The sequence below is a fragment of the Brenneria populi genome (assembly GCF_036016195.1).
GTDB classification, from domain to species: Bacteria; Pseudomonadota; Gammaproteobacteria; order Enterobacterales; family Enterobacteriaceae; genus Brenneria; species Brenneria populi.
Genome location: NZ_JAYWTM010000001.1, coordinates 709797 through 736037, shown reverse-complemented (window position 1 = coordinate 736037; position 26241 = coordinate 709797). Strand labels below are relative to the sequence as shown.

Below are 26241 nucleotides of genomic sequence, written 5' to 3'. Positions count from 1 at the left end.
ATTTTTTAACGATCGTTTTTATCACTGCCCGTTGGTAAACTAACACAAAGCGTGTGGTTTACGGGGCGTGGAAGTATGAATATAAGATTCACGATTCATGAATTACGGTCTGCTGCATAATATTTCCTGCATAGGATAACGTTTTAGATGAACAGCAAATTTCCTATTCCCAAAGATCTGCAGGTGCTTACTACGGTTGTTGACTAAGGCAGTTTTGCCGGCGCCGCGGACGAGTTAGGGCAAACGCCTGCTTTTGTCACCAAGCGAATACAGTTTTTGGAAAGCCAACTGGGTGTGAAGCTGTTGTATCGTTCGTCGCACGGCATTGCGCTGACGGATGTCGGTAAGCTGGTATACCAACGCGGCGGCGATATTCTTGGGCAGTTGCAAAGTCTGCTCGATGCCGTCTCTCAGGTGAAGGCGGAACCGAAAGGGGGGGGCGTATCGGCTGCAGCTTTGGCTTCGGGCGCAACTATATCGCGCCGGCGATTACCCAGCTCCTGGAGAACTATCCCGATCTGCAGATACACTTCGAACTTTTCGATCGCCAAATTGATTTGCTTAAGGACAATATCGATCTCGATATCCGTATTAACGATGATATTTCCGATAGCTGTATCGCCCGGTTGTTAACGAAAAACCAACGCATACTCTGTGCCGCGCCCAGATATATACAACTCCGCGGAATGCCGAAGTCGCTGGCGGAGCTGCGGCAGCACGACTGTCTCATCACGAAAGAGCGCGACCAAACGGCGGGGGTGTGGGAACTGGAAAACGAGCAAGGGCGGAAATCGGTCAAGGTCTCTGGTCATTTATCTTCTAATAGCGGGGAGATCGTTCTTCGCTGGGCCTTAGAGGGAAAGGGGATTATGCTACGTTCCCTGTGGGATATCGCCCCGTTGCTAAAAGACGGTTCGCTAGTCAGAGTGCTGCCTGAGTATGCGCAAAGCGCCAATATTTGGGCCGTATATCAGACGCCGCTATATTCTTCCGCAAAGCTACGGGTTTGCGTGGAGCATTTTGCTAACTATTGTCAGCAGCAGAAATTTTGATGTTTGCTGCAAAGTCGGTGTAGATTGTCGTTGTTTCATAAGCGAAATGCGAATACGTACGCCGATGGCGTATTATATACCCCAAATAATTCGAGTTGCAGGACAAAAACGCTAAAGCGTTTTTGAACAGCGCTTGAGCTGACCTCTAAGGGGTGAGGCCATCAGGCTGAATCACGCGGCATTGCTGCGACAAATTCGTCAGGAGCTTACTGACGTCAAGCTACTGGGGTGAGCGACAAATCTGCCGGGAGCAGATTTGAACGCCGCTTGCGGCGGCCCCAACGGGGCGAGCTCCAAGGATGGGGCGAGTAACAAAGCCAACGCACCTGCAGCTTGAAGAATGAAGGGTATAAGCACTATTCGGCTATCCGCCCGTATTGATTTGCCATCGGCATTGTTTGATGACCGTGATAGAACATATTGTTACTTGATTACATTTTCACAAGATTTCACCGTGATGAGCGTAATATTTACCCAACTGACAGGGCAGGAGAATCTTTATGTACCAACACAGAGACTGGCAGGGCGCGCTGCTCGACTTTCCGGTAAACAAAGTGGTGTGCGTCGGCAGCAACTATTCGGAGCATATCAAGGAAATGGGAAGCGCGACGCCGACGGAGCCGGTGCTATTCATCAAACCAGAAACCTCGCTGTGCGATTTGCGTCAGCCGGTGGCGATTCCTAAAAATTTTGGCGCCGTTCATCATGAGGTCGAACTGGCGGTGCTGATCGGCACGCCGTTAAAACAGGCCACGGAAGAGCGTGCGGCGCGGGCGATAGCCGGTTATGGCGTTGCGTTGGATTTAACCCTGCGCGACCTGCAGTCTCAATTCAAGAAAGCGGGACAGCCGTGGGAAAAGGCGAAAGCGTTTGACGGCTCCTGCCCCATATCCGGTTTTATTCCGGTCGCCGAGTTCGGCGATCCGCAACAGACCGAGCTGGGCGTGAAAGTGAATGACGAAGTGCGCCAGCAGGGGAATACCCGCGACATGATTACGCCGATCCTGCCATTGATCGCCTACATGAGCCGCTTCTTTACTCTGCGGGCCGGAGACATTATCCTGACCGGCACGCCGCAGGGCGTCGGGCCGATTCAGTCAGGCGATATGCTGAAAATCACCATCAACGATCGCTCGCTGAACACCCGTATTATCTGAATGCCGAACCGCCCGTTCCGCCGCGAACGGGCGATGATCTTGCCTCCGTCAGCTAAACCCGCTATACAGAGCATCCAAGACTGATTAACCGGAAAGAAAAATGACTGAACGCCCTTTTTGGCAGCATAAAACGTTGTCTGAGATGAGTGACGACGAATGGGAGTCGCTGTGCGATGGCTGCGGTCAGTGCTGTTTGAATAAGCTGATTGATGAAGACACGGAAGAGATCTATTTCACTAACGTCGCCTGCAATCAGTTAAACATAAAAAGCTGTCAATGCCGTAATTATGCGCGCCGTTTCGAATATGAGCCCGACTGCATCAAGCTCACGCGAGAAAACCTGCTCACCTTTAACTGGCTGCCTGCGACCTGCGCCTACCGTCTGATTCATGAAAAAAAGGGACTGCCGGCGTGGCATCCGCTGCTCACCGGTTCTAAAGCGGCGATGCATGGAGAACGTATTTCCGTCCGGCATATCGCCGTGCGGGAAAGCGAAGTCGTGGACTGGCAGGACCACATCCTGAACAAGCCGGAGTGGGCGCGTTGATTACCGCAGAGCGTTGGTCATCATCACTTTTTGCAGGCCGTTTGTATGGGTATGGTAATTATTGGCGGCGCCGTAGCGCTTATGGTGGTTCTGTTTGCTATTTGGGCGCTATTGAGCGCCATTAGCTCAAGTAAGAGCGCGGGCGCCAGATTTTTTATGATTTTGTGTTTGATCCCGCTGTGTTATATCGCCGGATATTTGGCATATATCGGGATTGAAATATATTCTGGCGCGCCATAGTAGTTTGCAACGCTGGTAAATCAAGGCGGTAATCATGTTTCGGCGCGTTCGAAACGGTTTTTTTGCATGCGATCACAGTTGGCAAGGCCCACCGCCGCGCGGTTTTCCAGCGTCCGTCACATATTTATTTTAAACCCGCCGACTTTAGCCAGATAAGTTAAAGTCGGCTTGCTTTCCCCATGTGAAAATCTATAGGTGTTGTATACTTTTAATACAGCAATGGACGAAAAAAGGGGGGGCAGATGATTAACTTTGAAAAGATGATTCTTGGATACAGCGATCAGTACGCTGATTTTGCTGCTTCCACCATAGCTTTCATGGAGAGCCAGAAAAAGCAGATTAACGCTGAGGAAATTGCGGAAAAAATCCCTTTAGATAAAAGACAATATTTCAAAGAGAGATTGGATCACTACCGGGATATTTACGGCTCTCAGCAATAGCCGGAGACGAGAATAGCGCCGGGGCGTCGTCCCGCCGGCCCAAAGGGTGACGGTCAGGAAGCCCGTCATAAAAAAAGCCCGGGATTGCTCTCCTGGGCTTTTTCTGCGTCAGAGCGGCCGATCTTTAACGGCTGAACAGATCGCGGCGTTTCGGGCGAAAAGGCTGGGCAATCAATACCAGCACGGCAACCAGCAGATAGGCCGCGAATATACCTATCATCCACTGCGGCATTTCCAACGACAGAAACTGCCATTGCCGTTCGGCGCAGTCGCCTGAGGCGTTGAATACGGCGGGAAGCCATTTTTCCAATGGCAGCCATGACGGGAAGCTGACAAAGAAGTCGCAGGTCGCGAAGGGCGACGGATGAAGCTGGATATTGGTATGTTCCCAGGCCAGGCGGAGTCCCGCAAACGCGCTGTATATCCAAAGCGCGATGGCGGGGTAACGTAATAACGGGCTGGCTGGCGCGACGGCGCCCAATAGGCCGGCCCCCATCACGCCGAAAAGCGCGCAGCGCTGATAAATACAGAGTACGCAGGGCTTAAGCAGCATTACATGCTGGAAATAAAGCGCGACCAGTTCCAAAATCAAGGCTGTCAATGCCATTAACAACCAGGCACCGCGCCCGCGTGAGCAACGGTTAAGAAATCGCAACATAACAAGTATTCCATGCTAAGAATGATCGAATCAGCAGTGTAAACGTAATCGGCTTCACCACCATTATTTCACCGTGCAAAACATCGTAGGTATTGGGTTGATTCTCTTCTTTATTCAGCAATGGTTCAACAACCATTAATCTGACGTCGTCCTTGGCGACCGATTTTGCATCGCATTGGGCCACTATACACGATTGCGATCGCCAATGACCGACGGATTTGCCGACGCGGCTTAACCGACGGCGCTCTTTTACAACCAGCCCACGAGAGTATATCGACGCCGTGACGGGCGGCGTTGTCGGCAATCACAATTTTAGTCTGAATGTGTTTTGCGCGCGGTTGCAACGCTATATCATGCCTGACTCATCTGGTATGATGAGTTCGGCTTTTATCGGTGAATATCGCTACGGAATATCAACTCATGGTTATAAAGGCGCAAAGTCCGGCTGGATTCGCGGAAGAGTATATTATTGAAAGTATATGGAATAACCGCTTTCCGCCAGGGTCGATTCTCCCGGCTGAAAGAGAACTTTCCGAGCTGATTGGCGTGACGCGCACCACGTTGAGAGAAGTGCTGCAGCGTCTGGCGCGCGACGGCTGGTTGACTATTCAGCACGGCAAACCGACAAAAATTAATAACTTTTGGGAAACGTCGGGGCTGAATATTCTGGAAACGCTGGCCCGCCTCGATCACGACAGCGTGCCTCAACTTATCGACAATCTCCTCTCCGTGCGGACGAATATCGCCGCTATTTTTATCCGCGCCGCCTTGCGGCAGCACCCGGAAAAAACGCATGACGTATTAAGGCAAACCGAGTCCGTGGCGGATAACGCGGACGCTTTTGCCCAGCTCGACTACAACGTATTCCGCGGCCTGGCGTTCGCGTCCGGTAATCCGATTTACGGCCTGATCCTCAACGGGCTGAAAGGGATGTATATTCGCGTTGGACGTTACTACTTTTCCAACCCCGACGCGCGCAAGCTGGCGCTGGATTTCTATGGCCGGCTGAGAACGCTGTGTCGGGAAGGATTATATGAGCAGGTTCTGGATGTGGTGCGGCATTACGGCAAAGAAAGCGGCGCTATCTGGCACAATATGCGCAGCGCGATTCCGCACGATATCGCCGAAATCCATCGCTAAAAATGAAAGGGTATCCGGCCGTTGCCCGAATACCCCTACGGTATACGTTGATCTACTGTCAACGTTTTGAAACAGCCCCCTTCAATTTAAGCGTAATGCCGTTCACTTAAGCCGGTTTTTAGGGAAACACCGGGGCGGTTCCGGTAGGGACGCCTCGCTCCGGTGGCCGCCCCGCGTATCTCAATGCTTAAACGATCGGCATTACTTAAATTAGGCGGGAGCGTTGCGCGGCGGGCAGCGCTCCAGCAGTTCAACGCTGCCGTCGTCGTTCACCTGCTCCATAAAGACTTCAAACCCCCACAGACGATGGACATGTTTCATCACTTCATGACTGCTTTTATCCAGCGGCGCGCGGTTGTGCGGGATATAGCGCAGCGTTAATGAACGATTGCCGCGTAAATCGACGTTCCAAATCTGGATATTCGGTTCAAGATGGCTCAAATTGTACTGCGCGGACAGCTCCTGGCGGATTAAACGGTAGCCCTCTTCATTGTGGATCGCCGCGATTTCAAGGTAATTGTTGTTATCGTCGTCAAGTACGGTAAACAGGCGAAAATCGCGCATCACTTTCGGCGACAGGAACTGGCTGATAAAGCTTTCATCCTTAAAGTTCTGCATGGCGAAATGCAGCGTATCCAGCCAGTCTTTACCGGCGATATCCGGGAACCAGTAACGATCTTCTTCCGTCGGGTTCTGACAGATACGCTTGATGTCCTGGAACATCGCAAAGCCCAGCGCATAGGGATTGATCCCGCTGTAGTAAGGGCTGTTGTACGGCGGTTGGTAAATCACATTGGTATGGCTATGCAGAAATTCCAGCATAAAACGCTCGGAAACCCGCCCTTCATCGTATAAATGGTTAAGAATGGTGTAGTGCCAGAATGTGGCCCAGCCCTCATTCATCACCTGCGTTTGCTTTTGCGGATAAAAATATTGGCTGACCTTGCGTACGATACGCAGAATTTCACGCTGCCAGGGTTCCAGAAGCGGCGCGTTCTTCTCCATAAAGTAGAGCAGGTTTTCCTGCGGCTCCTGCGGGAAGCGTTGGGAGCGTTGGTGCGCGATGTCGGGTTCGCGGCGAGGAAGCGTCTTCCACAGCTCGTTGACTTGACTTTGCAGATAAGCCTCGCGGCTCTTTTGCCGGGATTGTTCCTCTTCCAGCGAGATCTTCTGCGGACGTTTGTAGCGGTCCACGCCGTAGTTCATCAGCGCGTGACAAGAGTCCAGCAGACGTTCAACCTCTTCCACGCCGTAACGCTCTTCACACTGCGCGATGTATTGGCGCGCGAAGATCAGATAGTCGACGATGGAACCGGCATCGGTCCAACTGCGGAACAGATAGTTGCCTTTGAAGAACGAGTTATGTCCATAGCAGGCGTGCGCCATGACCAGCGCTTGCATGGGCATGGTGTTCTCTTCCATCAGATAAGCGATACAGGGATCCGAGTTAATGACGATTTCGTAAGCCAGCCCTTGCTGCCCGTGTTTGTAGCGCTGCTCGGTCTCGATGAATTTTTTTCCGAATGACCAGTGGGCGTAGTTAATCGGCATGCCTATGCTGGAGTAGGCATCCATCATCTGCTCAGAGGTAATCACTTCGATTTGATGAGGATAGGTGTCCAGACGATAAAGCTTCGCTACCCGATCTATTTCATCAAGATAGATTTGCAATAACTCAAACGACCAGTCTGGCCCGTCATCCAGGCGATTAGTTTTCTTTACCGGGTTATCAGTCGATATAGCCATCAGCGCGCCCCTTACATGATCGGCCTGCACCAGATCGTACAGACATTATTAATCGTAGCTCAATCTGATAAAAGTGACGTAAAAACGGTGGGTTGGCGGAAAAGATTTACAGACTCGTTATCTATAATATGACGTTATTACGGCCCACGAACAATAGATAAATACTATATCTACGCCTGATGATAATTTTTACCTAAATGCTAGAGTAGACTTTTATTCCAGTACACAACCGGTTAGCCAGCATATTACATGGCCGGTCGTAAAAATTGTCGGAGAGCATTAAGCATGCGGGTTGCTATTCTGGGAAGTGGCGTTATTGGTGTGAGTACCGCCTGGTATCTGGCGCAAGCCGGGCATGACGTGACGGTGATCGACAGGCAGCCGGAACCGGCGCTTGAAACCAGCGCCGGTAACGCAGGGCAGATATCCCCCGGTTATTCTGCGCCCTGGGCGGCGCCGGGGATACCGTTAAAAGCCGTCAAATGGTTATTTCAACGCCATGCTCCGCTGGCCATTCGGCCAGACTTTTCGACTGAGCAGTTGGCATGGATGTGGCAGATGCTGCTGAATTGCGATAGTCGGCACTATAAAGTCAATAAGGCCCGTATGGTCAGACTGGCCGAATATAGCCGGGATTGCCTGCAGGCGCTGCGCCGGAAAACCGCCATTCAGTACGAGGGACGGCAGGGCGGCACGCTGCAACTGTTTCGCACCGAACAGCAGTATGAAAATGCGGTGCGCGATATTATGGTGTTAAAAGAGGCGGGCGTCCCCTATCAATTGCTGGATAGGCGGCAGTTGGCCACGGTCGAACCGGCTTTGGCCGGCGCGGCGGATAAACTTACCGGCGGCCTGCGCCTGCCGAACGATGAAACGGGCGACTGTCAGCTGTTCACGCGGAATTTGGCGAAAATGGCGGCGCAGGCCGGCGTTATATTTAAGTTCGGTCAGGAGATCGGCCGGCTGCAGGTTGAGGGATCGCGGGTTAGCGGCGTGCAATGCAGCGGTGAAACGCTGACGGCGGACGCCTACGTCATGGCCTGCGGCGCCTATTCCACGGGGCTGGTGCGTGACTGGTTCCGTATTCCGGTGTATCCGCTCAAAGGATACTCGCTGACCATCCCGCTGACCAATGAAGCCGCGGCGCCGGTTTCCACGGTGCTGGACGAAACCTATAAAATCGCCATCACGCGTTTTGACCGGCGTATTCGCGTCGGCGGGATGGCGGAAATCGTCGGTTTCGATACCGGGCTGAACGCGAAACGGAGAGCGACGCTGGAGATGGTGGTGCGCGATCTCTACCCGAACGTGGGGCCGGTGGAGCAGGCGACGTTCTGGAGCGGATTGCGCCCGATGACGCCCGACGGCACGCCGCTGGTCGGCCGCTCCCCGCTGAAAAACCTCTATCTGAACACCGGGCACGGCACGTTGGGGTGGACGATGGCCTGCGGCTCCGGACAACTGCTGGCCGACATTATTTCGGGCAACGCGCCGGATATTCAATCCGATGATTTATCCGTATTCCGTTATGCCAAAGTTTAACTCCGGGACAGTTCGGTAATACTGCCTTGCAGCCCGCGGGTTAATAACCTTGCCCGCAGGGCCAGTAAACCCGCGCATAGCATAACCGCCGCCAGCGATATCTTCGCCGGCAGCGGTAACGCCATGGCCGCCAGCCCCAGCGTCGCGCCGCCGGCCATCTGAATAAAACCGATCATCGCCGAGGCGATGCCCGCTTCATTGGCGTAAGGCTCCAGCGCATAGCTGGTGGCCGGCCCCATTAGAAACGCCAGCCCCGCGCAGGCCAGCGCGACCGGCAGCATATAGCTCGGCCAGGTGTTCTGCAAGTGCGCCGGCAGCAGGGCAACTCCCAGGGTCAGGCTGAGAAATCCGGCGCCCATCAACAGGCTCCCGACGCTTAGGCACGCCGGCCGGCCCACGCGGCGAATAATCCGGTTGGCGAAGAAACTGACCAGCATGATCCAGAAGCCGTTGCCGCCGAAGGCGAATGAAAATTGCAATGGGGTTAACCGGGCCTGATTCATCAATACCGCGGATGAAAAGGTCACATAGGTCAGCGCCATGCCCATGGCGCCCGCGTTGACTAAGGCAAAGCCTAAAAAGCGCGAGTCGGATAATATGCGCAGATATTGACGCAGCGGTAATCCCCGAATCGGCAATGTGGAATCCGGCCTGGTCTCCGGCAGAAAAAGGATGGTTAACAGCAGAATGGCCGCGCCGTAGCCGGACAGGAACCAGAAGGGGGCTCGCCAGCCGAAGGTTTCCGCCAGAAGTCCGCCGAGCAACGGCGCCAGAGCCGGCACAATATTCAGCGTCCCGTTAAGAAAGCCGAAGGTTCGGGCGGCATCGTCGCCGTTCAGCCTATCGCGCACGCTGCTGAAAATGGCGACGGCGGTGCAGCAGACCGCGACGCCCTGAAAGAGACGGGAAAGCACGAAAAGGGCGGCGCTGGATGCCAATGCCGCCATGATCGCTCCGATGATGTAGAGCGTCACGCCGGTTAACGCCATAGGGCGCCGGCCGTACCTATCCACCAGCGGGCCGGCGACCAGTTGGCCGAGTCCCATAACCATAATGAAAAGCGCGATGGTTGATTGAATCAGCGCTTCGGGACTATTCAATCCCTGAGCGATAGCGGGAATCAGCGGTAAATAGATATCGATCCCTAGCGGCCCCAGCAATACCAGCGCCAGCAAGAGCAGAACAAATTTTTGCATGGGAAAACAGAAACCTGAATATACGTTTCCATTAGGGTAATGTCTGGCGGGAGGGAATGAAAGCGTTATATTAGTGACGGCGTCACTAATGCGGACGGGCGGAATCGCTGGGCGCGTCGGGGAGGGAGAAAAGGGCGCGGCAACATAAAATCAGCCAGAGAAAGGCGATAACTGGCTGATTTATATTATGCTAATGGCCGGCGGTTTGTTTGCGGAACAGTTCTCTGAATACCGGGTAGATGTCATCCTGATCGCGAATATGCTGCATGGCGAAGTTATCAAACTCATCGCGTAACATTTCATATTCGCGCCACAGTGTTTGATGCGAGCGCCGGGTAATTTCAATATAGCTGTAATAGCGCACGATAGGCAGAAGCTGATTCGCCAGAATCTGGTGACAGAGCGGCGAATCGTCGGCCCAGTTATCGCCGTCCGACGCCTGTGCCGCATAGATATTCCACTGCGCCGGATCGTAGCGTTCGCGCACCACCTCCTCCATCAGCTTCAAGGCGCTGGAAACGATAGTGCCGCCCGTTTCCTGGGAGTAGAAAAACTCTTGCTCATCGACTTCCTTCGCCTGCGTATGGTGACGAATATAGACCACTTCGACGTTTTTATAACTTCTGCTGAGGAACAGGTAGAGCAGAATATAAAAGCGTTTGGCCATATCCTTGGTCGCCTGATCCATCGAGCCGGAGACGTCCATCAGGCAAAACATCACCGCCTGGCTGGAAGGCTCGGCCCGCCGCTCATAGTTTTTGTAGCGCAGGTCGAAGGTATCGATAAACGGCACGCGGGCAATCTTTTGACGCAGCTCCGCGATATCCCGGCGCAGCCGCTCTTCTTCCAGCAGCTGTACCGGTTCCGTATGCTCCAGCTGCTCCAGCGCTTCCTCCAGGGCGTGCAGCTCTCGGCGTTTCCCCGCGGTTATTGCCATACGGCGGGCCAGGGAGTTTTGCAGCGAGCGCACCACGCTGATGTTGGCGGGAACGCCGTTGGCCGTATATCCCGCGCGGTGCGTTTTGTACTCGGTGAGCTGGCGATGCTGCGTTTTTTTCAGATTCGGCAGCGCCAAATCTTCAAACAGCAGGTCCAGATATTCGTCCTTGGAGATCTGGAAGACGAACTCATCCTGTCCCTCGCCATCCTTGCTGGCGTCGCCCTGACCCGAGCCGCCGCCGCCTCCCTGCGGCCGCTCGACGCGATCGTTCTGCACAAAATGATCGTTTCCCGGGTGTACACGATGGCGTCGTCCGCCGCGTCCCTGATGAAACATCGGTTCGTTGATGTCCCCATTGGGGATCGAAACGGACTCCCCACTTTCGATATCAGTCACCGAACGCTTGTTAATGGCCTCGGCAATCGACTGTTTTATTTGCGACTTGTAACGGCGCAGAAAGCGCTGGCGGTTAACCATGCTTTTATTTTTGCCGTTTAGCCGTCGATCAATGAAATAGGCCATACTTCCCCCCAAACGACATTGCCGACTTCATGCATCATTACGATGATTTCCTCACCCGCAGATACCATTCGCACAGCAAGCGTACCTGTTTGCGGGTATAGCCTTTTTCCATCATACGATCGACGAAGTCGTCATGCTTCTTCTGTTCATCCGTTGAGGTCTTGGTATTAAACGAAATTACCGGTAACAGCTCTTCGGTGTTGGAGAACATTTTCTTCTCGATCACCGTCCGCAGTTTCTCATAGCTGGTCCAGTTTGGATTACGCCCGTTATTGTTGGCCCGGGCCCGCAACACAAAATTGACGATCTCGTTACGGAAGTCTTTGGGATTGCTGATACCCGCAGGCTTCTCGATTTTTTCCAGCTCGGCGTTGAGCGCTTCCCGGTCGAACAGCTGTCCGGTATCCGGGTCGCGATACTCCTGATCCTGAATCCAGAAGTCGGCATAGGTGACATAACGGTCGAAAATGTTCTGTCCGTATTCCGAGTAGGATTCCAGATAGGCGGTCTGAATCTCTTTGCCGATAAATTCCGCATATTTGGGTATCAAATATCCTTTCAGGTGCTCAAGGTATTTTTCCGCCAGCTCCTGCGGGAACTGCTCGCGTTCAATCTGTTGCTCCAGCACGTAGAACAGGTGTACCGGGTTGGCGGCCACTTCGCTGTGATCGAAGTTAAATACCCGGGAAAGTATCTTAAAGGCGAAACGGGTTGAAAGGCCGTTCATCCCCTCATCCACGCCCGCATAATCGCGATACTCCTGATAAGACTTCGCTTTCGGGTCGGTATCTTTCAGGCTTTCGCCGTCATAAACCCGCATTTTGGAATAGATGCTGGAGTTCTCCGGCTCTTTCAGCCGCGACAGGATCGAGAAGCGGGCCAGCGTCTCCAGGGTGCCGGGGGCGCAGGGCGCATGCGCGAGCTCGCTGTGGTTAAGCAGCTTGTCGTAGATCTTGACCTCTTCGGAAACGCGCAGGCAATAAGGCACTTTTACGATGTAGACGCGGTCGAGGAAGGCCTCATTGTTTTTGTTGTTACGGAATTGCACCCATTCCGATTCATTGGAGTGGGCCAGAATAATGCCGTTGAACGGCAGGGCGGCGATGCCTTCCGTACCGTTATAGTTGCCTTCCTGCGTCGCGGTCAGCAGCGGGTGCAGCACCTTGATGGGCGCCTTAAACATCTCCACGAACTCCATAATGCCCTGGTTGGCCCGGCACAGCGCGCCGGAATAGCCATAGGCATCGGGGTCGTTCTGCGCGTAATGCTCCAGCTTACGAATATCCACTTTCCCGACCAGCGCCGAGATATCCTGGTTGTTTTCGTCTCCCGGCTCGGTTTTGGCAATGCCCACCTGCGCTAGAATGGAGGGCCACACTTTGATGACCTTGAACTTGGTGATGTCGCCGCCGAAATCCTGCAGGCGTTTGGCCGCCCACGGAGACATAATGGTGCCCAGATAGCGCCGCGGTATGGAATATTCTTTCTCCAGGATCGATGCGTCTTCCTGCGGGTTGAACAGGCACAACGGGTGATCGTTAACCGGGCTGCGCTCGCCGTTGGCGCTGAGAATGTAGATGGGAACGCGCTGCATCAGCACCTTCAGGCGCTCCGCCAGCGAGGATTTCCCGCCGCCGACCGGCCCCAGCAGATACAGAATCTGTTTCTTCTCTTCCAATCCCTGCGCGGCGTGTTTCAGATAAGACACAATTTGCTCTATGGCGTCCTCCATGCCGTAGAACTCTTCGAAAGCAGGGTAACGGGCAATGATCCGATTGGAGAACAAACGGGATAGGCGCGACTCATGAGCGGTATCCACCATCACGGGTTCACCGATGGCCATTAACAATCGTTCAGCAGCGTTGGCATACGCACTCCGATCCTGCTGACAGATAGTAAGGAATTCCTGCAGTGTGAACTCTTCATCCTTGGCAGCGTCGTAACGCTGACGGTAGTGATCAAATATGTTCATAGCGATGCCCGTCCTTCGTCGATTAGCACAGATATAAGAGAGCGTGTAGAGTGCGTACAGCCTATAATATTGCTCCCCGAAAGAAGAAGTCTTCCTGAATACAGCAACCCTTATGCCAACTTGTGGTATAAGGACAATATCATGGTTTTACCCATTTACGCCGACTCGGAAAAACGCTACCTCCTTTATTAAAGCGTAGTTTGCATCCGTAAAATTTCCTCCACTCGGCGGAGATATTTTTAAGATATTTCAATGACTCACTTCTCAGAAATCGCCAGTAATATCGCGTAATGCGCCAGCGCGGGGCGCTTGGCGCCGGGTTGGGGAAATTGAGATAATATTAATATAAGTTATTCGCTTATCTTATCTTCATTTAGACTAAAAGAAGATATTAACCGCAGCAATATCATGTTTAACGATGTTCGTCCGAAATAGGAAACGAAAAACCGTGAATAAATCTCAAATATTTCTGTCATCTGCGCTGCTCTCGGCGGTTGCCGCGTTGCCTACGGCCTATGCTGCCGACGTCTCCCTGGGGGTAGGGGCGGCAGGGGCGACATCCGTTTACCGCGGCGACGATAACCCTATTTATCCGCTTCCGCTGCTGACTTACGAAAGCGAAAACTTCTATTTTCATGGCTTGGGCGGCGGCTACTACTTATGGAATGACGACGCCAATAAGTTATCGCTGACCGCTTATTACCTGCCGTTGGGGTTTAGGCCAGGCGACAACGATGACATACGGATGCAGCAGCTGGATAAAAGGCGCGGCACGCTGATGGCCGGAGCCGCCTATCGGCATATCGCCGACTGGGGCGAGATTCGCACCGTGCTGTCCGGGGATACCCTGGATTACAGCGATGGTTTTCTGTGGGATACCGCCTATCTTTATCGTTTCACGCTGGGCGACCTGAGAATTGTGCCCGCTTTGGGCGTTACCTGGTTTAGCGAGAATATGAACCGTTATTACTACGGGGTCAGCGGTCAGGAGTCCGCCCGTTCGGGCTTTGCCCGTTATCAGCCGGGCGACGGCTGGTCGCCGTACGCCGAGCTGAGCGTCAACTATCACATCAATTCAAGCTGGAGCGCCTGGGCTACCGGCCGTTATACCCGCTTGTCCGATGAAATAAAGGATAGCCCGATAGTCGATAGCAGCTATAGCGCGGCGATGAGCGTAGGCGTTAGCTATAGATTCTAAGTTCATTCCATCGGGGTGCAGATGTTGCACAAAAATAGTGCCATTCGACCCCGCTTGCACATTATCGGCGCATTGCGCGGTGCGCCGTGTTATCAGGGGGGAAAACCTAGCGTGACGATAAAGCAAGTCCGTTTCCCGGATGGCGCCACGGTGCCCGCCATTGGGCAAGGCACCTGGTTTATGGGGGAAAATCCTCAGACGAAGGCGCAGGAAGTGAAAGCGTTGCAGGCCGGGATTGATCGAGGGCTGACGCTGATCGATACCGCTGAAATGTATGCGGATGGCGGGGCGGAGCGGGTCGTCGGCGAGGCGATCCGCGGCCGGCGCGACAAGGTGTATCTGGTTTCTAAAGTTTATCCCCACAATGCCGGCGGTGAAAAAGCAGTAAAAGCCTGCGAGCAAAGTCTGGCGCGCCTGCAAACCGATTATATCGATTTGTATCTGTTGCATTGGCGCGGCGGTGTGCCACTGACAGAGACCATTACCGCCATGCGGCAACTGCAACGTGCGGGCAAAATTGGGCGCTGGGGCGTATCCAACCTCGATACGGATGATATGCATGAGCTCTGGTCGCTGGAGGGCGGACGGGAATGCATGACCAATCAGGTGCTCTACCATCTGGCCTCACGGGGAATAGAGTTCGATTTACTGCCCTGGTGCCAGCAGCACCATGTGCCGGTTATGGCGTATTGTCCGATTGCTCAGGCGGGGCGGTTGCGTAACGGGTTATTTACTCATCCCGTCATCAACGCCATCGCCCGACAGCATGGCATCACGCCGGCTCAGGTCTTGCTCGCCTGGGCTATCCGTCATCCTGGGATAATCGCCATACCCAAAGCCAGTTCGGCACAACATATCAGAGAGAATGCGCAGGTATTGGATATTGTCCTTCACGCCGATGATCTGGCCGTGCTCGATCAGGCTTTTCCGCCGCCGAAGGGTAAACAACGTTTGGATGTGGTGTAATACATGAAAAAATCATGGCGCCTGAACGTGCGTTCACGCGCCATTTTTATTTATGACGACTTTTTGATGCGAATAAGAGTCGATAAACGGGCGGGGGAGCGCACCGTTGCGCTTAAAGGCTGATTAATCCGGGCCGTTTCCACGCAGACAAAGGTCTTATAGCCATCATCGGCCATGTCGCCGATAGTGTGCGACAGTTCGGCGCCGGGGTTCCATGCCACGACATCGCTATAGTTGATGTGCTGCACTTCAATCGTGCGTTGCAGTACCGGGTCATTAATAACGCTAATATTCTGCGCGTGCGTGTAAATGCGATCGGCGCGTTCGGTAAACCGCAAATCCCCTTGCTGCTGAGAAAGCTGGCCCTGGTTGACCTTGTCAATAAACCGGTCGCCCAGGCCGCTAACGCTGATTGCGCTGATGTCGCCGATCTGGAAATAAGTGTGCAATGCGCTGGTGATGCTGTAGTCGCCGTGCGCCTCCAGCTCGACATGGCAGGTTTTACCCAGCTTGAAACGCGCGATAAGGGTGAATTCATGCGGCCAGTATTCACGGGTTTGCGCCGAATCCCGCAGTGTGAAGGCGAGCTCCACGCCCTGTTCATCTTCGCTGTGGGAGGTAAATTCCCACGGCAGCAGACGGGCGAAGCCGTGGTTCGGTTGGGCAAACGGGCCAAACCATGGGAAACAGATAGGGATACCGCCGCGGATAGCCACATGTTCGGTGAAGGCCGTGTTGTCGCTCAGCCAGAGAACCGGCGCTTCGCCGGCGGGTTGCCAGCTCAGCAGGTGCGCGCCCTGCAATGCTATGGCGGCGCTGACCTGAGGATGTTCAACCACGATCATCGGCAGTTGTTCTAACTGGCGCTGGCTGATGGTAGGGGTGATCTGTTTGCTAATGGGAAGTTTGAAAATCTTATCATTCATGATGTTGCCTATTTTGATTGTTGTTAATCAGCAAGTAAAAAGGGCGGCCTTTGGCCGCCCTTCATCATTGAACTCTATCGCCCGAACTTATTTGGAGATATGAGCGATCAGATCCAGAACTTTGTTGGAGTAGCCGGTTTCGTTATCGTACCAGGAAACCAGTTTCACAAAGTTGTCGCTCAGAGCGATACCGGCTTTGGCATCGAATACGGAAGTCTGTTTTTCACCGTTGAAATCGGTGGAAACAACGTCGTCTTCGGTGTAACCCAGAACGCCTTTCAGTTCGCCTTCAGACGCTGCTTTGATAGCGGCGCAGATCTCTTTGTAAGAGGCTGGTTTTTCCAGACGAGCGGTCAGGTCGACAACGGATACGTTCGGAGTAGGAACGCGGAACGCCATACCGGTCAGTTTGCCGTTCAGTTCAGGAATAACTTTACCTACTGCTTTAGCAGCGCCGGTAGAGGACGGGATGATGTTCTGAGATGCGCCGCGGCCGCCGCGCCAGTCTTTGTGAGACGGGCCGTCAACGGTTTTCTGCGTAGCGGTGGTGGCGTGAACGGTGGTCATCAGCGCTTCAACGATACCGAAGTTGTCGTTGATAACTTTAGCCAGCGGAGCCAGGCAGTTAGTGGTACAAGACGCGTTGGAAACGATGTCTTGGCCATCATAGGATTTATGGTTAACGCCCATAACGAACATCGGAGTGCTGTCTTTGGACGGACCGGTCAAAACCACTTTCTTCGCGCCGGCGGCGATGTGTTTACGCGCAGTTTCGTCAGTCAGGAACAGACCAGTTGCTTCCGCAACCACGTCAACGCCTGCTTCGTTCCATTTCAGGTTGGCAGGATCGCGTTCTGCGGTAACACGGATAGTTTTGCCGTTAACAACCAGGTGGCCATCTTTAACTTCAACGGTGCCGTTGAAACGGCCATGAGTAGAGTCATACTTCAGCATGTACGCCATGTAGTTAGCGTCTAACAGATCGTTGATTGCAACGATTTCGATGTCAGAGCGTTCTTGCGCTGCGCGGAAAACAATACGGCCGATGCGGCCAAAACCGTTGATACCTACTTTGATAGTCATATATTCCACCAGATATTGGTTAGTGAATAAAAGGTTGGTTGTAAAATTACAAAAACCTTGCTGAGCGTCAAGCGGAATCGTGTCAATAGTTGCTGTAAGTCAATCCTATGACCAACCTTTGCGCGAAATTCCACCTAACGCTGTAAATTAAGAACATTTAAGACTGATATCGGGCTCCGTGTATCATATAAAGCTCATTCCGTCTAAAATTGTGATGAATATCACAATTAAATGCTCATCTTGCCCACGGTCATTATATTAAGCCAAAACGGTCTGTAAAGTTGTTAATTTTTTGTTATTATTAATGAAAGATTTGATTGACGACTGCGCCAGCGAGGCCGTTATGGTTAATAAACCCCCTCAGCAAACCTCTTCGGACTTGGCTGAATTGACAGAAATACAGCGCTATGTGACCCAGCAACGCGGCACGGAGCCGCCTTTTTCCGGTAAACTGCTGCACAACAAGCGCACCGGTATTTATCACTGTCTCTGCTGCCGGAAGCCGCTATTTTACTCCGCCAACAAGTTTGATTCCGGCTGCGGCTGGCCGAGTTTCGACCAGCCGGTATCGCCCGAGGCCGTCCGCTATCTCGACGATCGTTCCCACAACATGCAGCGCACGGAGATCCGCTGCGGAAACTGCGACGCGCATTTGGGGCACGTGTTTCCTGATGGCCCTCCGCAGACCACCGGCGAACGTTACTGCGTCAACTCGGCGTCATTGAGTTTTGTCGATGGCGATGACGGTCAGCGCATCGACGGTTAATCCGGCGATTTGACGCACTCGGATTGATTTGGCTTAAACGTTTCAGCTCAAATACGCGAGAATGACGCTATGCAGCTTGATGATTTGATTGATGCGATGACGCCGGAAATCTACCAACGGCTGGCGACCGCGGTGGAGTTAGGGAAGTGGCCGGACGGCGTTCCCTTGTCCGCCGAACAGAAAGCGCACAGCCTGCAGATGGTGATGCTGTGGCAGTCGCGCCACAATAAAAACGCGGAGCATATGACCATCGGCGCCGACGGGGAGATTGTGATGAAAAGCAAACAGGAGCTGAAACAGCAGTTCGGCGCGCCGGATACTGCGAAGCCTTATCCCAAGTGAGCGGCTGACGTGCGGGGGAAACGGACGGCTTGCCGCGCCTTCCCCGACAGCGTTCGCTGGCCTAGCGCGGTGCGGGCAGGCTGGAAATGAAGGTCTCCAGATCGATAAGATTGGCGCCTTTTCGCCGCATTTCCTCAAGCGCCGTTTGGCAATCCCGCGGGTGCAGGTTTACGCCGCGGCACCCCTCCGCCAGCACATCCGTTTGGTAACCCAGGGCGAGAGCGTCCAGAACGCTGAATTTGACGCAATAGTCGGTGGCGATGCCCATGATGGTCAGGTGCGCGATGCCCTGAGCCCGCAGCCAGTCGTCCAGCGCGGTTTTAGCCCGATGTCCGTTATCAAAGAATGCGCTGTAGCTGTCGATATTGGCCTGCGTCCCTTTGCGCACCACCCAGTCAATCGCCTGCTGGTTTAACGCCGGGTGGAACGCCGCTCCCGGCCGATCCTGAACGCAGTGAACGGGCCACCAGACCTGGGGCAGGCCGTCAAGTTCGCCCGTTTCACCCGCCGGCCTGCCGGCATTGACGGCAAAACTGCCATGATCGGCCGGATGCCAGTCCTGGCTGGCGATAACCGCGACACCCGCAGCGACGCAGGCCGCAATAGCGCGGTTTGCCACATCAATCACCCGATCGCCCTCATTGACGGCCAGGGCGCCGCCAGGGCAAAAGTCATTTTGCAAATCAATCAATAACAGCGCTTTCTTCATGGGACCTCGCAATCGAGTTAATTTTTATACCCTTCATACTTCAAGCAGCAAGTGCGTTGGCTTTGTTACTCGCGCCATCCTGGGAGCTCGCCTCGTTGCGGCCGCCGCAAGCTCGCCGCGTTATTCGGCCTGATGGCCTCACCCCTTCGGGGTCAGCGTCGCGCCGTTTAAAACGCGCATTAATTAGAGTATATCGCTTAATTCGCCGCGCAGATTTTGCCGCATCAGGTAGCGAATCCGCTCTGGGTCGATATCCTGCCGGCTCAGCAGATAGTGCAATTTGGTCAGCGCCGCCTCAACCGTCATGTCGAAACCGCTGATCACGCCGGCCTGCGCCAGAGCATTGCCGGTGGCGTAGCCGTCCATGTTCACCCGGCCGGAGATACACTGCGTCAGGTTGACCACCACGATGCCGCGTTCCGCCGCCTGACGCAGCTCATTCAGCAAACCGGGGCTCTGGGGCGCATTGCCCACGCCGTAAGAGCGCAATATCAGCGCCTTCACCGGCTGGCGTAGAAAGTTGCGCACCACATCCGCGGAGATACCGGGATAAATGGTAATCACCCCGATAGGTTGGGGCGTAATGTGGTGTACCCGCAGCGGGGGGCAATCCGCGCATGTCGACGCCGCCGGCGTCAGCCGGCGAATATGGATACCGGCTTCCAGAAGCGGCGGATAGTTAGGCGAGGCGAAAGCGTCGAAGCCATCCGCATGCGCCTTGGTGGTGCGGTTGCCGCGCAGCAGTTTGTTGTTGAAAAACAGGGCGACCTCATTAATCGGGTGGTTGGCGGCGACATACAGCGCATTAAGCAAATTGGTTTGTCCGTCGGAACGCAGTTCGGCGAGCGGAATTTGTGACCCTGTCACTATTACCGGTTTAGACAGATTTTCCAACATAAACGACAGCGCCGAGGCGGTAAACGCCATGGTGTCCGTACCATGTAAAATAACGAAACCATCATAATTATCATAATGTCGCTGAATATCGTCCGCGATGATCTGCCAGTCGGCTGGGGTCATGTCGGAGGAGTCGATCAGCGGCGAATATTCATGAATGGTGAAGGCCGGCATCTCGGAACGGTGAAATTCCGGCATTTGCGCCAGCTGCTGTTGTAAATGCCCGGAGACGGGAATATAGCCGTTGGCGGAACGCTGCATCCCGATGGTGCCGCCCGTATAGGCGACATAGATAGATTTCTTGTGCATGGGAATTGATGTTAATCAGACTAAAAACAGGATTATAGGAATAACCGGAGGTAAAAGCAGCCCGGCATATCACGCCCTTCTGGGGTTATATGCCGGGCTACGGCTGTTTCAGCTCTATTTTATCTCACCGCAGGTGAGGCAAAGCGCATAGCGATGCTGCGGATCGTTAAGGTTGTTTGTGATGGAAGGCTGCGCCCGTATCGCGTTGGTCAACTGCGCCGCCGGGGCGGGCAGCATGGACTGAACGGCCGTAGGCAGCCAGGCATAAACCGAGGCATTGATCTGACTCAGCACGGCATCGAACATGCCGGGCTGCTCTTCGAACCAGCTAAGTTGATATTGGCCCAGCTTCGCCAGTTCGGCGGCTTTCTTCACCGCATCGTCGAAATCGCCCAGTTGATCGACCAGCCCGTTTTCTTTCGCGTCGCTACCGATCCAGACGTGACCCTGCGCGATTTGATCGATCTGCTCCGGCGTCTTTTTACGCGCCTGGGCAACGATATCGATAAAGTTCTTATATCCGCGCTCGATGCTCAATTGAACCATTTGGCTGAACTCGGGGGATAGCGATTTGGTTACCGACAGGTCGGCCAATGGCGAGGTGGCGACGCCGTCGGTATGCACGCCGATGCTTTCCAGCGAGTTCTCAAACGTATTGATTACGCCGAAGATGCCGATGGAACCGGTCAGCGTGCTCGGGCTGGCGATAATGCTGTTGGCCGGCGTTGAAATCCAGTACCCGCCGGATGCCGCCATACCGCCCATGGAGACCACCACCGGCTTGCCGGCAAGGCGCGCGGCCATCAGTTCAGCGCGGATTTTTTCCGATGCCGTCACGCTGCCGCCGGGGCTGTTGACGCGCAGGATCACCGCTTTCACCTTGGGATCGAGGCGCGCCGCGCGGATCTGGGCGGCGGTGGTATCGCCGCCCACCATGCCGGGCGTTTCCTGGCCATCGATAATCGCGCCGTTGGCGAAGACCACCGCTATCTGATTATTGTTCTGGACCGGAGGCTTGGGCTGGTAGTCGTAAATACTGGTGAAGTTGAAATTGTTGGTTTTGTCATTCCAGCCGAAGGCTTTGATTAGCGTTTGTTCAATAACCGAACGGGAAGCGACTTCATCAACCAGTTTGTTTTGCAGCGCATAGCGGGCGGTGTCGCCCTGCACGGCCTGCAGGCCGGAAATGATGCCGGCCGCGCCGGGGAATAGCTGCTCGGGGGTGATTTGCCGATTCGCCGCGACGGTATCCAGATAGTGCTGCCAGAGCGTGTTAATCCAGCGGCTGTCGGCTTCTCTGGCCTCCGGAGACAGATTGTCGCGCAGGTAGGGCTCAACGGCGGATTTATAGGTGCCGACCCTGAAGATATTGGTGGTGACCTTCAGTTTGTCCAGCAGTGACTTGAAGTAGAGATTGTTGGTGGCCAAACCGTGGAGATCGACTTCCCCCTGCGGCGTCAGGGCGATGGTATTGGCGAAACTGGCCAGATAGTATTGCGCCTGGGAATAGCTATCGCCTACGGCGTATATCGGTTTGCCGCTGTCGCGGAATTCGCGCAGCGCTTTGCCGATATAGCGTAAAGAGGGCTGATCCGCGCCGGAGAAATCGCGCAGATCCAGCACCATGCCGGTAATATTATTGTCGCTCTTGGCCTGACGAATGCTGTCGACAATATCAAACAGGGAGTTTTCCTGCCGGCGATTGCCGGACGCGCCGAAAAATTCACGTCCTAATTGCCGCAATTTATTGTTTACGGAGGGCTGATCGACGACAACGCCGGTCAAATCGACCAACAGGGCGCCGCGCGTAATATCCGCCGGCGCGCTCTTAAACTGTGTGTAAATCCCGACGCCGACCAGAATAAGCGCGATAAGAAAAATATTGAGAATAAATTCTCTGACAAAATTAAGCAGACGCCAGGTCCACTTAAAAATGCCGCTAAAAATTCGCCACAATGTGCGCATAATATCTCCGGAAACGGGAAAACTGCTTATTATCCTAATATCCTAATATCCTAATGAGCGGACAGTAAAAAGTCAGCATTAAATGATCCCCAGGCCGCTCTTGGGTGGGGCTATCTTGTAACAAAACTTCTACTTATGCTACCGTGGCGCGCACCGTGTCTTGCCACAAAAACCAGATTGCAATACAGGAGATGTGCGATGGATGCTCTCGAACTGTTACTTAATCGACGTTCGGCTTCGCGTCTGACGGCGCCGGCCCCCTCCGGCGAGGCGCTGAACAATATTATTCATGCCGGCATGCGCGCCCCCGATCACGGCGCTTTACAGCCCTGGCGGTTCTTCGTGATTGAAAATGAGGGCCTGGCGCGCTTCAGCGCGTTGCTGACGCAGGCGGCGGAGCTGGAAGGTTTGGATGAAGCCGGTATAGAAAAAGCCCGGCAGGCGCCGTTTCGCGCGCCGCTGATCGTGACGGTGGTGGCGCACTGCGAAAAAAATCCGAAGGTGCCGCACTGGGAACAGCTCGTTTCCGCCGGCTGCGCCGTTCAGGCGATGCAAATGGCGGCGCTGGCCCAGGGGTTTAGCGGAATTTGGCGCAGCGGCGCCTGGACGCATAACCCGCGGGTGCGCGACGCTTTTCATTGCCGCGAGCAGGATGAGATCGTCGGCTTCCTCTATCTGGGTACGCCGCAGCTGAAGGCGTCGGCTAAGGTTACGCCGCCGGATGCGGAAAAATTTGTCCGTTATTTCTGATAAGCGCCCAGTGAAAAACTTTCGTTCTTCTGTGCGTTTGCGATGCGCCCCGCGGCCGGGGCGCCGGAGCGCGAACTTCGCGCGCAATGGGGCGTAATGCGACTTTTTATTGCCGAAAAGCCCAGCTTGGCGCGGGCGATTGCGGATGTGCTGCCTAAACCGCACCGTCGCGGCGACGGGTTTATCGCCTGCGGCCAGAACGATGTGGTGACCTGGTGCGTCGGGCATCTGCTCGAACAGGCGCAGCCCGACGTTTATGACGCGCGCTATGCGCGCTGGTCACTGGCCGACCTGCCGATTATTCCGCAGAAGTGGCTGCTCCAGCCTCGCCCCTCGGTGAGTAAACAGCTCAACACCATCAAAAAGCTTCTGGCGGACGCCAGCGAAATCATTCATGCGGGAGACCCCGATCGCGAAGGTCAACTGCTGGTCGACGAAGTGCTGGAGTATCTTTCTCTGCCGGAAGAGAAACGACGGCAGGTGCAACGTTGCCTGGTTAATGACCTGAACCCCCAGGCGGTGGAGAGAGCGGTTTCGCGGCTGCGTGAAAACAGGGAATTTATTCCGCTGTGCGTCTCCGCGCTGGCGCGCTCGCGCGCGGACTGGCTGTATGGCATCAATATGACGCGCGCTTATACGCTTTTGGGGCGTAATGCCGGCTATGACGGCGTTCTATCGGTCGGACGGGTGCAAACGCCGGTGCTGGGGCTGGTGGTGCGCCGCGACGAAGAGATCGAGAACTTTACGCCGAAAGACTACTTCGAGGTGAAAGCGCACATTGTAACGCCGGCCGACGAACGCTTTGTGGCGATCTGGCAGCCGAGCGAGTCCTGCGAACCCTATCAGGATGAAGAAGGGCGCCTGCTGCACCGCGCTCTGGCGGAACATGTCGTCAAGCGCATTGATGGTCAGCCCGCTTTCGTGACCGGCTATAATGATAAACGGGAATCAGAAACGGCGCCGCTGCCTTATTCGCTGTCGACGCTGCAGATCGAAGCCGCCAGACGGTTTGGGCTCAGCGCCCAGCAGGTGCTGGATATTTGCCAGAAGCTCTATGAGACCCATAAGCTGATCACCTATCCCCGCTCCGACAGCCGCTACCTGCCTGAAGAGCATTTCGCCGGGCGCCATGCGGTACTGAACGCGATTTCGGTTCATCAGCCGGATCTGCTGCCGCAGCCGGTTATGGATATCGACCGGCGCAACCGCTGCTGGGATGACGGCAAGGTAGACGCCCACCATGCGATTATTCCCACCGCGCGCAGCGCGCGCGCTGCGCTGTCGGACAACGAACAGAAGGTCTATGGGCTGATCGCCCGGCAGTACATCATGCAGTTTTGCCCGGATGCCGTGTTCCGTAAATGCGTTATCGATCTGGATATCGCCGGCGGGAAATTCGTCGCCAAAGCCCGGTTTCTGGCCGAAGCGGGCTGGCGTACGCTGCTGGGGGGAAAAGAACGCGATGAAGAAAATGAAGGGTCGCCGCTGCCGGTCGTCGCCAAAGGCGATGAGTTGCTGTGCGAGCGCGGCGAGGTGGTTGAGCGGCAAACGCAGCCGCCGCGCCCCTTCACCGATGCGACCCTACTGTCGGCGATGACGGGAATCGCACGTTTTGTTCAGGATAAAGCGCTAAAGAAAATCCTGCGGGCAACCGATGGTTTAGGGACGGAAGCGACGCGCGCCGGTATTATCGAGCTGTTGTTCAAGCGCGCATTCCTGTACAAGAAAGGGCGCTATATTCATGCCAGCGAAGCGGGGCGGGCGTTGATTCACTCGCTGCCTGATATGGCCGCGCATCCGGATATGACGGCGCACTGGGAGGCGACGCTGACGCAAATCAGCGAGAAGCAATGCCGCTACCAGGATTTTATGCAGCCGCTGACGCACGCTTTACAGGAGTTGATTCATCAGGCCAGGCAGAATCGGGCGGTGAGCGCTTTCAAAGGTATTGCCGCGCCTCAGGCGAACGGTAAAAAACGGCGTAAGGCCCGACCCAAAGTAAAGGAGCAGAATCAATGAAATCGCGGATTTGCTGGTTGGTTGTCGCTACCGTGCTGGCGTTGCCGTCTGCGGCGCTGGCGAATCGCGGCGGGACGGATATTGTGGTGCCGGTGCCTGCCGAGGTATGGAACGCGGGATCCGCCGCGCGCGGACAGAATAGCGACTGCCCGCGCTGCTGCGTCTATGAGAACCGCCGCTATTCGGAGGGGGCGGTGTTAAAAGTGGACGGCGCGGTCCTGCAGTGCGTGCGGGATAAGCAGACGGTGGGAACCAACGATCTGATTTGGCAACCGCTTAAGCAGTGATAACGGCGGGCTGCGGAATTTCAAGGCGCGGACGCTGCGTATGCCGGCGCCGCGCCTTTGAGCTATGACAGCGCGAACTCCGCCCATATCGGCGCATGGTCGGAGGGTTTCTCCATCGCCCGAATGGCATAATCAATACCGGTATCGGTGCAGCGCGCCGCCAGCGGTTGAGTCGCCAGTATTAAATCGATACGCAAACCGCGATTAACGTCAAAGCCGGCGGAGCGGTAGTCAAACCATGAGAAACGATCGCCGCAGTCAGGGTGGGCGGCTCGGAACGTATCGGTCAGGCCCCAATCTTGCAGGCGGGCAAGCCACTCGCGCTCTTCCGGCAAAAACGAACATTTTCCCGTCCGCAGCCAGCGTTTGCGGTTATCCTCGCCGATGCCGATATCGAGGTCCGTCGGGCTGATATTCAGATCGCCCATGATAATCAAAGGCCGATCGGCGGTATGGTGCTGTTCGATATAGTTTTGCAGATCCTGATAAAAACGGGTTTTGGCGGGGAATTTAATCGGATGATCGCGGTTTTCCCCCTGGGGGAAATAGCCGTTCACCACGGTAAGCGTCCCTTGCTCGGTAGCAAAATCCGCCATGATAATCCGCCGCTGCGCGTCTTCTTCATCCGTTGGAAAACCGTGGCGAACCGCTAGCGGCTGATTTTTGCACAGCAGCGCGACGCCATAGTGGCCTTTCTGTCCGTGATAAAAAACGTGATAGCCATATTGGCTCACCTCTTCCAGCGGAAACATATCGTCGTGAACTTTGGTTTCCTGAAGCCCGATCACATCGGGCCGGTGCTGTTCGATAATGGCGGCCAACTGATGAGGGCGCGCCCGTAGTCCATTGATATTAAAAGAAACAACTTTCAT

Annotated in this window: 23 protein-coding genes and 1 pseudogene; 13 read left to right on the top strand and 11 right to left on the bottom strand. The window is 54.7% G+C overall.

The features are described from left to right. The first annotated feature begins 147 nt into the window (after nt 1-147). The 4 genes and pseudogenes from ttdR (at nt 148) to VSX58_RS03265 (ending at nt 3436) form a co-directional block, all read left to right on the top strand. Nucleotides 148-1052, top strand: a pseudogene (ttdR, locus tag VSX58_RS03280) (L-tartrate utilization transcriptional activator TtdR). Between the two features lie 500 nt (nt 1053-1552). Then, complete coding sequence (locus VSX58_RS03275; RefSeq protein ID WP_327613570.1) at nt 1553-2209, top strand: fumarylacetoacetate hydrolase family protein; 657 nt, start codon at nt 1553-1555, stop codon at nt 2207-2209. Nucleotides 2210-2309: 100 nt separating this feature from the next. After that, entirely contained in the window at nt 2310-2756 is a 447-nt protein-coding gene (locus VSX58_RS03270) for a YcgN family cysteine cluster protein (RefSeq protein WP_327613569.1), read from the top strand. A 482-nt stretch (nt 2757-3238) separates the two neighbouring features. After that, nucleotides 3239-3436: a DNA polymerase III subunit theta gene (locus VSX58_RS03265; RefSeq protein ID WP_327613568.1), complete on the top strand. Its 198-nt coding sequence runs from the start codon at nt 3239-3241 to the stop codon at nt 3434-3436. A 124-nt stretch (nt 3437-3560) separates the two neighbouring features. Here VSX58_RS03265 and dsbB read toward each other — a convergent pair whose 3' ends face one another. Further along, the gene (gene dsbB, locus VSX58_RS03260; protein ID WP_327613567.1) at nt 3561-4094 is read right to left on the bottom strand and encodes a disulfide bond formation protein DsbB; all 534 of its coding nucleotides are present in this window, start codon (nt 4092-4094) and stop codon (nt 3561-3563) included. 420 nt (nt 4095-4514) lie between these two features. Between dsbB and fadR the strand changes: the two genes are divergently transcribed. After that, nucleotides 4515-5234: a fatty acid metabolism transcriptional regulator FadR gene (gene fadR, locus VSX58_RS03255; RefSeq protein WP_327616803.1), complete on the top strand. Its 720-nt coding sequence runs from the start codon at nt 4515-4517 to the stop codon at nt 5232-5234. A 210-nt stretch (nt 5235-5444) separates the two neighbouring features. On the opposite strand, the gene VSX58_RS03250 is transcribed toward fadR, so the two are convergent. Continuing rightward, nucleotides 5445-6980 (bottom strand): SpoVR family protein, encoded by a 1536-nt coding sequence (locus VSX58_RS03250; RefSeq protein WP_327616802.1) that lies wholly within the window; start codon nt 6978-6980, stop codon nt 5445-5447. 285 nt (nt 6981-7265) lie between these two features. Here VSX58_RS03250 and VSX58_RS03245 point away from each other — a divergent pair, with 285 nt between their 5' ends. Next, entirely contained in the window at nt 7266-8522 is a 1257-nt protein-coding gene (locus VSX58_RS03245) for a D-amino acid dehydrogenase (RefSeq protein ID WP_327616800.1), read from the top strand. On the opposite strand, the gene VSX58_RS03240 is transcribed toward VSX58_RS03245, so the two are convergent. The 3 genes from VSX58_RS03240 to yeaG form a co-directional block, all read right to left on the bottom strand. Continuing rightward, entirely contained in the window at nt 8519-9718 is a 1200-nt protein-coding gene (locus VSX58_RS03240) for a multidrug effflux MFS transporter (RefSeq protein WP_327616798.1), read from the bottom strand. The genes VSX58_RS03245 and VSX58_RS03240 overlap by 4 nt on opposite strands. Before the next feature lie 190 nt (nt 9719-9908). Beyond that, nucleotides 9909-11180, bottom strand: coding sequence for a YeaH/YhbH family protein (locus tag VSX58_RS03235; protein WP_327613562.1), 1272 nt, complete (start codon nt 11178-11180; stop codon nt 9909-9911). A gap of 37 nt (nt 11181-11217) precedes the next feature. After that, on the bottom strand, nt 11218-13152 hold the full coding sequence (yeaG, locus tag VSX58_RS03230; protein WP_327613561.1) for a protein kinase YeaG: 1935 nt from the start codon (nt 13150-13152) through the stop codon (nt 11218-11220). 448 nt (nt 13153-13600) lie between these two features. Between yeaG and VSX58_RS03225 the strand changes: the two genes are divergently transcribed. Both VSX58_RS03225 and VSX58_RS03220 read left to right on the top strand, forming a co-directional pair. Further along, on the top strand, nt 13601-14350 hold the full coding sequence (locus tag VSX58_RS03225; protein ID WP_327616796.1) for a MipA/OmpV family protein: 750 nt from the start codon (nt 13601-13603) through the stop codon (nt 14348-14350). 111 nt (nt 14351-14461) lie between these two features. Further along, nucleotides 14462-15316, top strand: a complete 855-nt coding sequence (locus tag VSX58_RS03220) for an aldo/keto reductase (protein WP_327616795.1) — start codon at nt 14462-14464, stop codon at nt 15314-15316. A 50-nt stretch (nt 15317-15366) separates the two neighbouring features. Here VSX58_RS03220 and VSX58_RS03215 read toward each other — a convergent pair whose 3' ends face one another. Next, on the bottom strand, nt 15367-16242 hold the full coding sequence (locus VSX58_RS03215) for a D-hexose-6-phosphate mutarotase (protein ID WP_327616794.1): 876 nt from the start codon (nt 16240-16242) through the stop codon (nt 15367-15369). An 87-nt stretch (nt 16243-16329) separates the two neighbouring features. Continuing rightward, complete coding sequence (gapA, locus tag VSX58_RS03210) at nt 16330-17325, bottom strand: glyceraldehyde-3-phosphate dehydrogenase (RefSeq protein WP_327613557.1); 996 nt, start codon at nt 17323-17325, stop codon at nt 16330-16332. A gap of 343 nt (nt 17326-17668) precedes the next feature. Here gapA and msrB point away from each other — a divergent pair, with 343 nt between their 5' ends. After that, nucleotides 17669-18091, top strand: a complete 423-nt coding sequence (msrB, locus tag VSX58_RS03205; RefSeq protein ID WP_327617053.1) for a peptide-methionine (R)-S-oxide reductase MsrB — start codon at nt 17669-17671, stop codon at nt 18089-18091. Nucleotides 18092-18160: 69 nt separating this feature from the next. Beyond that, nucleotides 18161-18433, top strand: coding sequence for a YeaC family protein (locus VSX58_RS03200; protein ID WP_327616793.1), 273 nt, complete (start codon nt 18161-18163; stop codon nt 18431-18433). A gap of 61 nt (nt 18434-18494) precedes the next feature. Here VSX58_RS03200 and pncA read toward each other — a convergent pair whose 3' ends face one another. From pncA to sppA, 3 genes are all read right to left on the bottom strand, one after another. After that, entirely contained in the window at nt 18495-19142 is a 648-nt protein-coding gene (gene pncA, locus VSX58_RS03195) for a bifunctional nicotinamidase/pyrazinamidase (RefSeq protein ID WP_327616792.1), read from the bottom strand. Nucleotides 19143-19325: 183 nt separating this feature from the next. Next, nucleotides 19326-20348 carry an asparaginase gene (gene ansA, locus VSX58_RS03190; RefSeq protein ID WP_327616791.1) on the bottom strand — a complete coding sequence of 341 codons (1023 nt, stop codon included), beginning with the start codon at nt 20346-20348 and terminating at the stop codon, nt 19326-19328. A gap of 114 nt (nt 20349-20462) precedes the next feature. Then, nucleotides 20463-22313: a signal peptide peptidase SppA gene (gene sppA / locus VSX58_RS03185; RefSeq protein ID WP_327616790.1), complete on the bottom strand. Its 1851-nt coding sequence runs from the start codon at nt 22311-22313 to the stop codon at nt 20463-20465. Nucleotides 22314-22511: 198 nt separating this feature from the next. On the opposite strand from sppA, the gene VSX58_RS03180 reads away from it, so the two are divergent. From VSX58_RS03180 to VSX58_RS03170, 3 genes are all read left to right on the top strand, one after another. Beyond that, nucleotides 22512-23063 (top strand): NAD(P)H nitroreductase, encoded by a 552-nt coding sequence (locus VSX58_RS03180; RefSeq protein WP_327616789.1) that lies wholly within the window; start codon nt 22512-22514, stop codon nt 23061-23063. 96 nt (nt 23064-23159) lie between these two features. Further along, on the top strand, nt 23160-25082 hold the full coding sequence (locus tag VSX58_RS03175; protein WP_327616788.1) for a DNA topoisomerase III: 1923 nt from the start codon (nt 23160-23162) through the stop codon (nt 25080-25082). Further along, the gene (locus VSX58_RS03170; RefSeq protein ID WP_327616787.1) at nt 25079-25369 is read left to right on the top strand and encodes a DUF1496 domain-containing protein; all 291 of its coding nucleotides are present in this window, start codon (nt 25079-25081) and stop codon (nt 25367-25369) included. The genes VSX58_RS03175 and VSX58_RS03170 overlap by 4 nt, the downstream gene beginning before the upstream one ends. Nucleotides 25370-25431: 62 nt before the next feature. Here the strand turns inward: VSX58_RS03170 and xthA are convergent, their stop codons facing one another. Then, nucleotides 25432-26241, bottom strand: coding sequence for an exodeoxyribonuclease III (xthA, locus tag VSX58_RS03165; protein ID WP_327616786.1), 810 nt, complete (start codon nt 26239-26241; stop codon nt 25432-25434).

What these genes read in the sequence shown, in the direction of transcription:
- VSX58_RS03275 (WP_327613570.1), top strand. Translation starts at nt 1,553, where the DNA reads ATGTACCAACACAGAGACTGGCAGGGCGCGCTGCTCGACTTTCCGGTA.
- VSX58_RS03270 (WP_327613569.1), top strand. Translation starts at nt 2,310, where the DNA reads ATGACTGAACGCCCTTTTTGGCAGCATAAAACGTTGTCTGAGATGAGT.
- VSX58_RS03265 (WP_327613568.1), top strand. Translation starts at nt 3,239, where the DNA reads ATGATTAACTTTGAAAAGATGATTCTTGGATACAGCGATCAGTACGCT.
- dsbB (WP_327613567.1), bottom strand. Translation starts at nt 4,094, where the DNA reads ATGTTGCGATTTCTTAACCGTTGCTCACGCGGGCGCGGTGCCTGGTTG.
- fadR (WP_327616803.1), top strand. Translation starts at nt 4,515, where the DNA reads ATGGTTATAAAGGCGCAAAGTCCGGCTGGATTCGCGGAAGAGTATATT.
- VSX58_RS03250 (WP_327616802.1), bottom strand. Translation starts at nt 6,980, where the DNA reads ATGGCTATATCGACTGATAACCCGGTAAAGAAAACTAATCGCCTGGAT.
- VSX58_RS03245 (WP_327616800.1), top strand. Translation starts at nt 7,266, where the DNA reads ATGCGGGTTGCTATTCTGGGAAGTGGCGTTATTGGTGTGAGTACCGCC.
- VSX58_RS03240 (WP_327616798.1), bottom strand. Translation starts at nt 9,718, where the DNA reads ATGCAAAAATTTGTTCTGCTCTTGCTGGCGCTGGTATTGCTGGGGCCG.
- VSX58_RS03235 (WP_327613562.1), bottom strand. Translation starts at nt 11,180, where the DNA reads ATGGCCTATTTCATTGATCGACGGCTAAACGGCAAAAATAAAAGCATG.
- yeaG (WP_327613561.1), bottom strand. Translation starts at nt 13,152, where the DNA reads ATGAACATATTTGATCACTACCGTCAGCGTTACGACGCTGCCAAGGAT.
- VSX58_RS03215 (WP_327616794.1), bottom strand. Translation starts at nt 16,242, where the DNA reads ATGAATGATAAGATTTTCAAACTTCCCATTAGCAAACAGATCACCCCT.
- gapA (WP_327613557.1), bottom strand. Translation starts at nt 17,325, where the DNA reads ATGACTATCAAAGTAGGTATCAACGGTTTTGGCCGCATCGGCCGTATT.
- msrB (WP_327617053.1), top strand. Translation starts at nt 17,669, where the DNA reads ATGGTTAATAAACCCCCTCAGCAAACCTCTTCGGACTTGGCTGAATTG.
- VSX58_RS03200 (WP_327616793.1), top strand. Translation starts at nt 18,161, where the DNA reads ATGCAGCTTGATGATTTGATTGATGCGATGACGCCGGAAATCTACCAA.
- pncA (WP_327616792.1), bottom strand. Translation starts at nt 19,142, where the DNA reads ATGAAGAAAGCGCTGTTATTGATTGATTTGCAAAATGACTTTTGCCCT.
- ansA (WP_327616791.1), bottom strand. Translation starts at nt 20,348, where the DNA reads ATGCACAAGAAATCTATCTATGTCGCCTATACGGGCGGCACCATCGGG.
- sppA (WP_327616790.1), bottom strand. Translation starts at nt 22,313, where the DNA reads ATGCGCACATTGTGGCGAATTTTTAGCGGCATTTTTAAGTGGACCTGG.
- VSX58_RS03180 (WP_327616789.1), top strand. Translation starts at nt 22,512, where the DNA reads ATGGATGCTCTCGAACTGTTACTTAATCGACGTTCGGCTTCGCGTCTG.
- VSX58_RS03175 (WP_327616788.1), top strand. Translation starts at nt 23,160, where the DNA reads ATGCGACTTTTTATTGCCGAAAAGCCCAGCTTGGCGCGGGCGATTGCG.
- VSX58_RS03170 (WP_327616787.1), top strand. Translation starts at nt 25,079, where the DNA reads ATGAAATCGCGGATTTGCTGGTTGGTTGTCGCTACCGTGCTGGCGTTG.
- xthA (WP_327616786.1), bottom strand. Translation starts at nt 26,241, where the DNA reads ATGAAAGTTGTTTCTTTTAATATCAATGGACTACGGGCGCGCCCTCAT.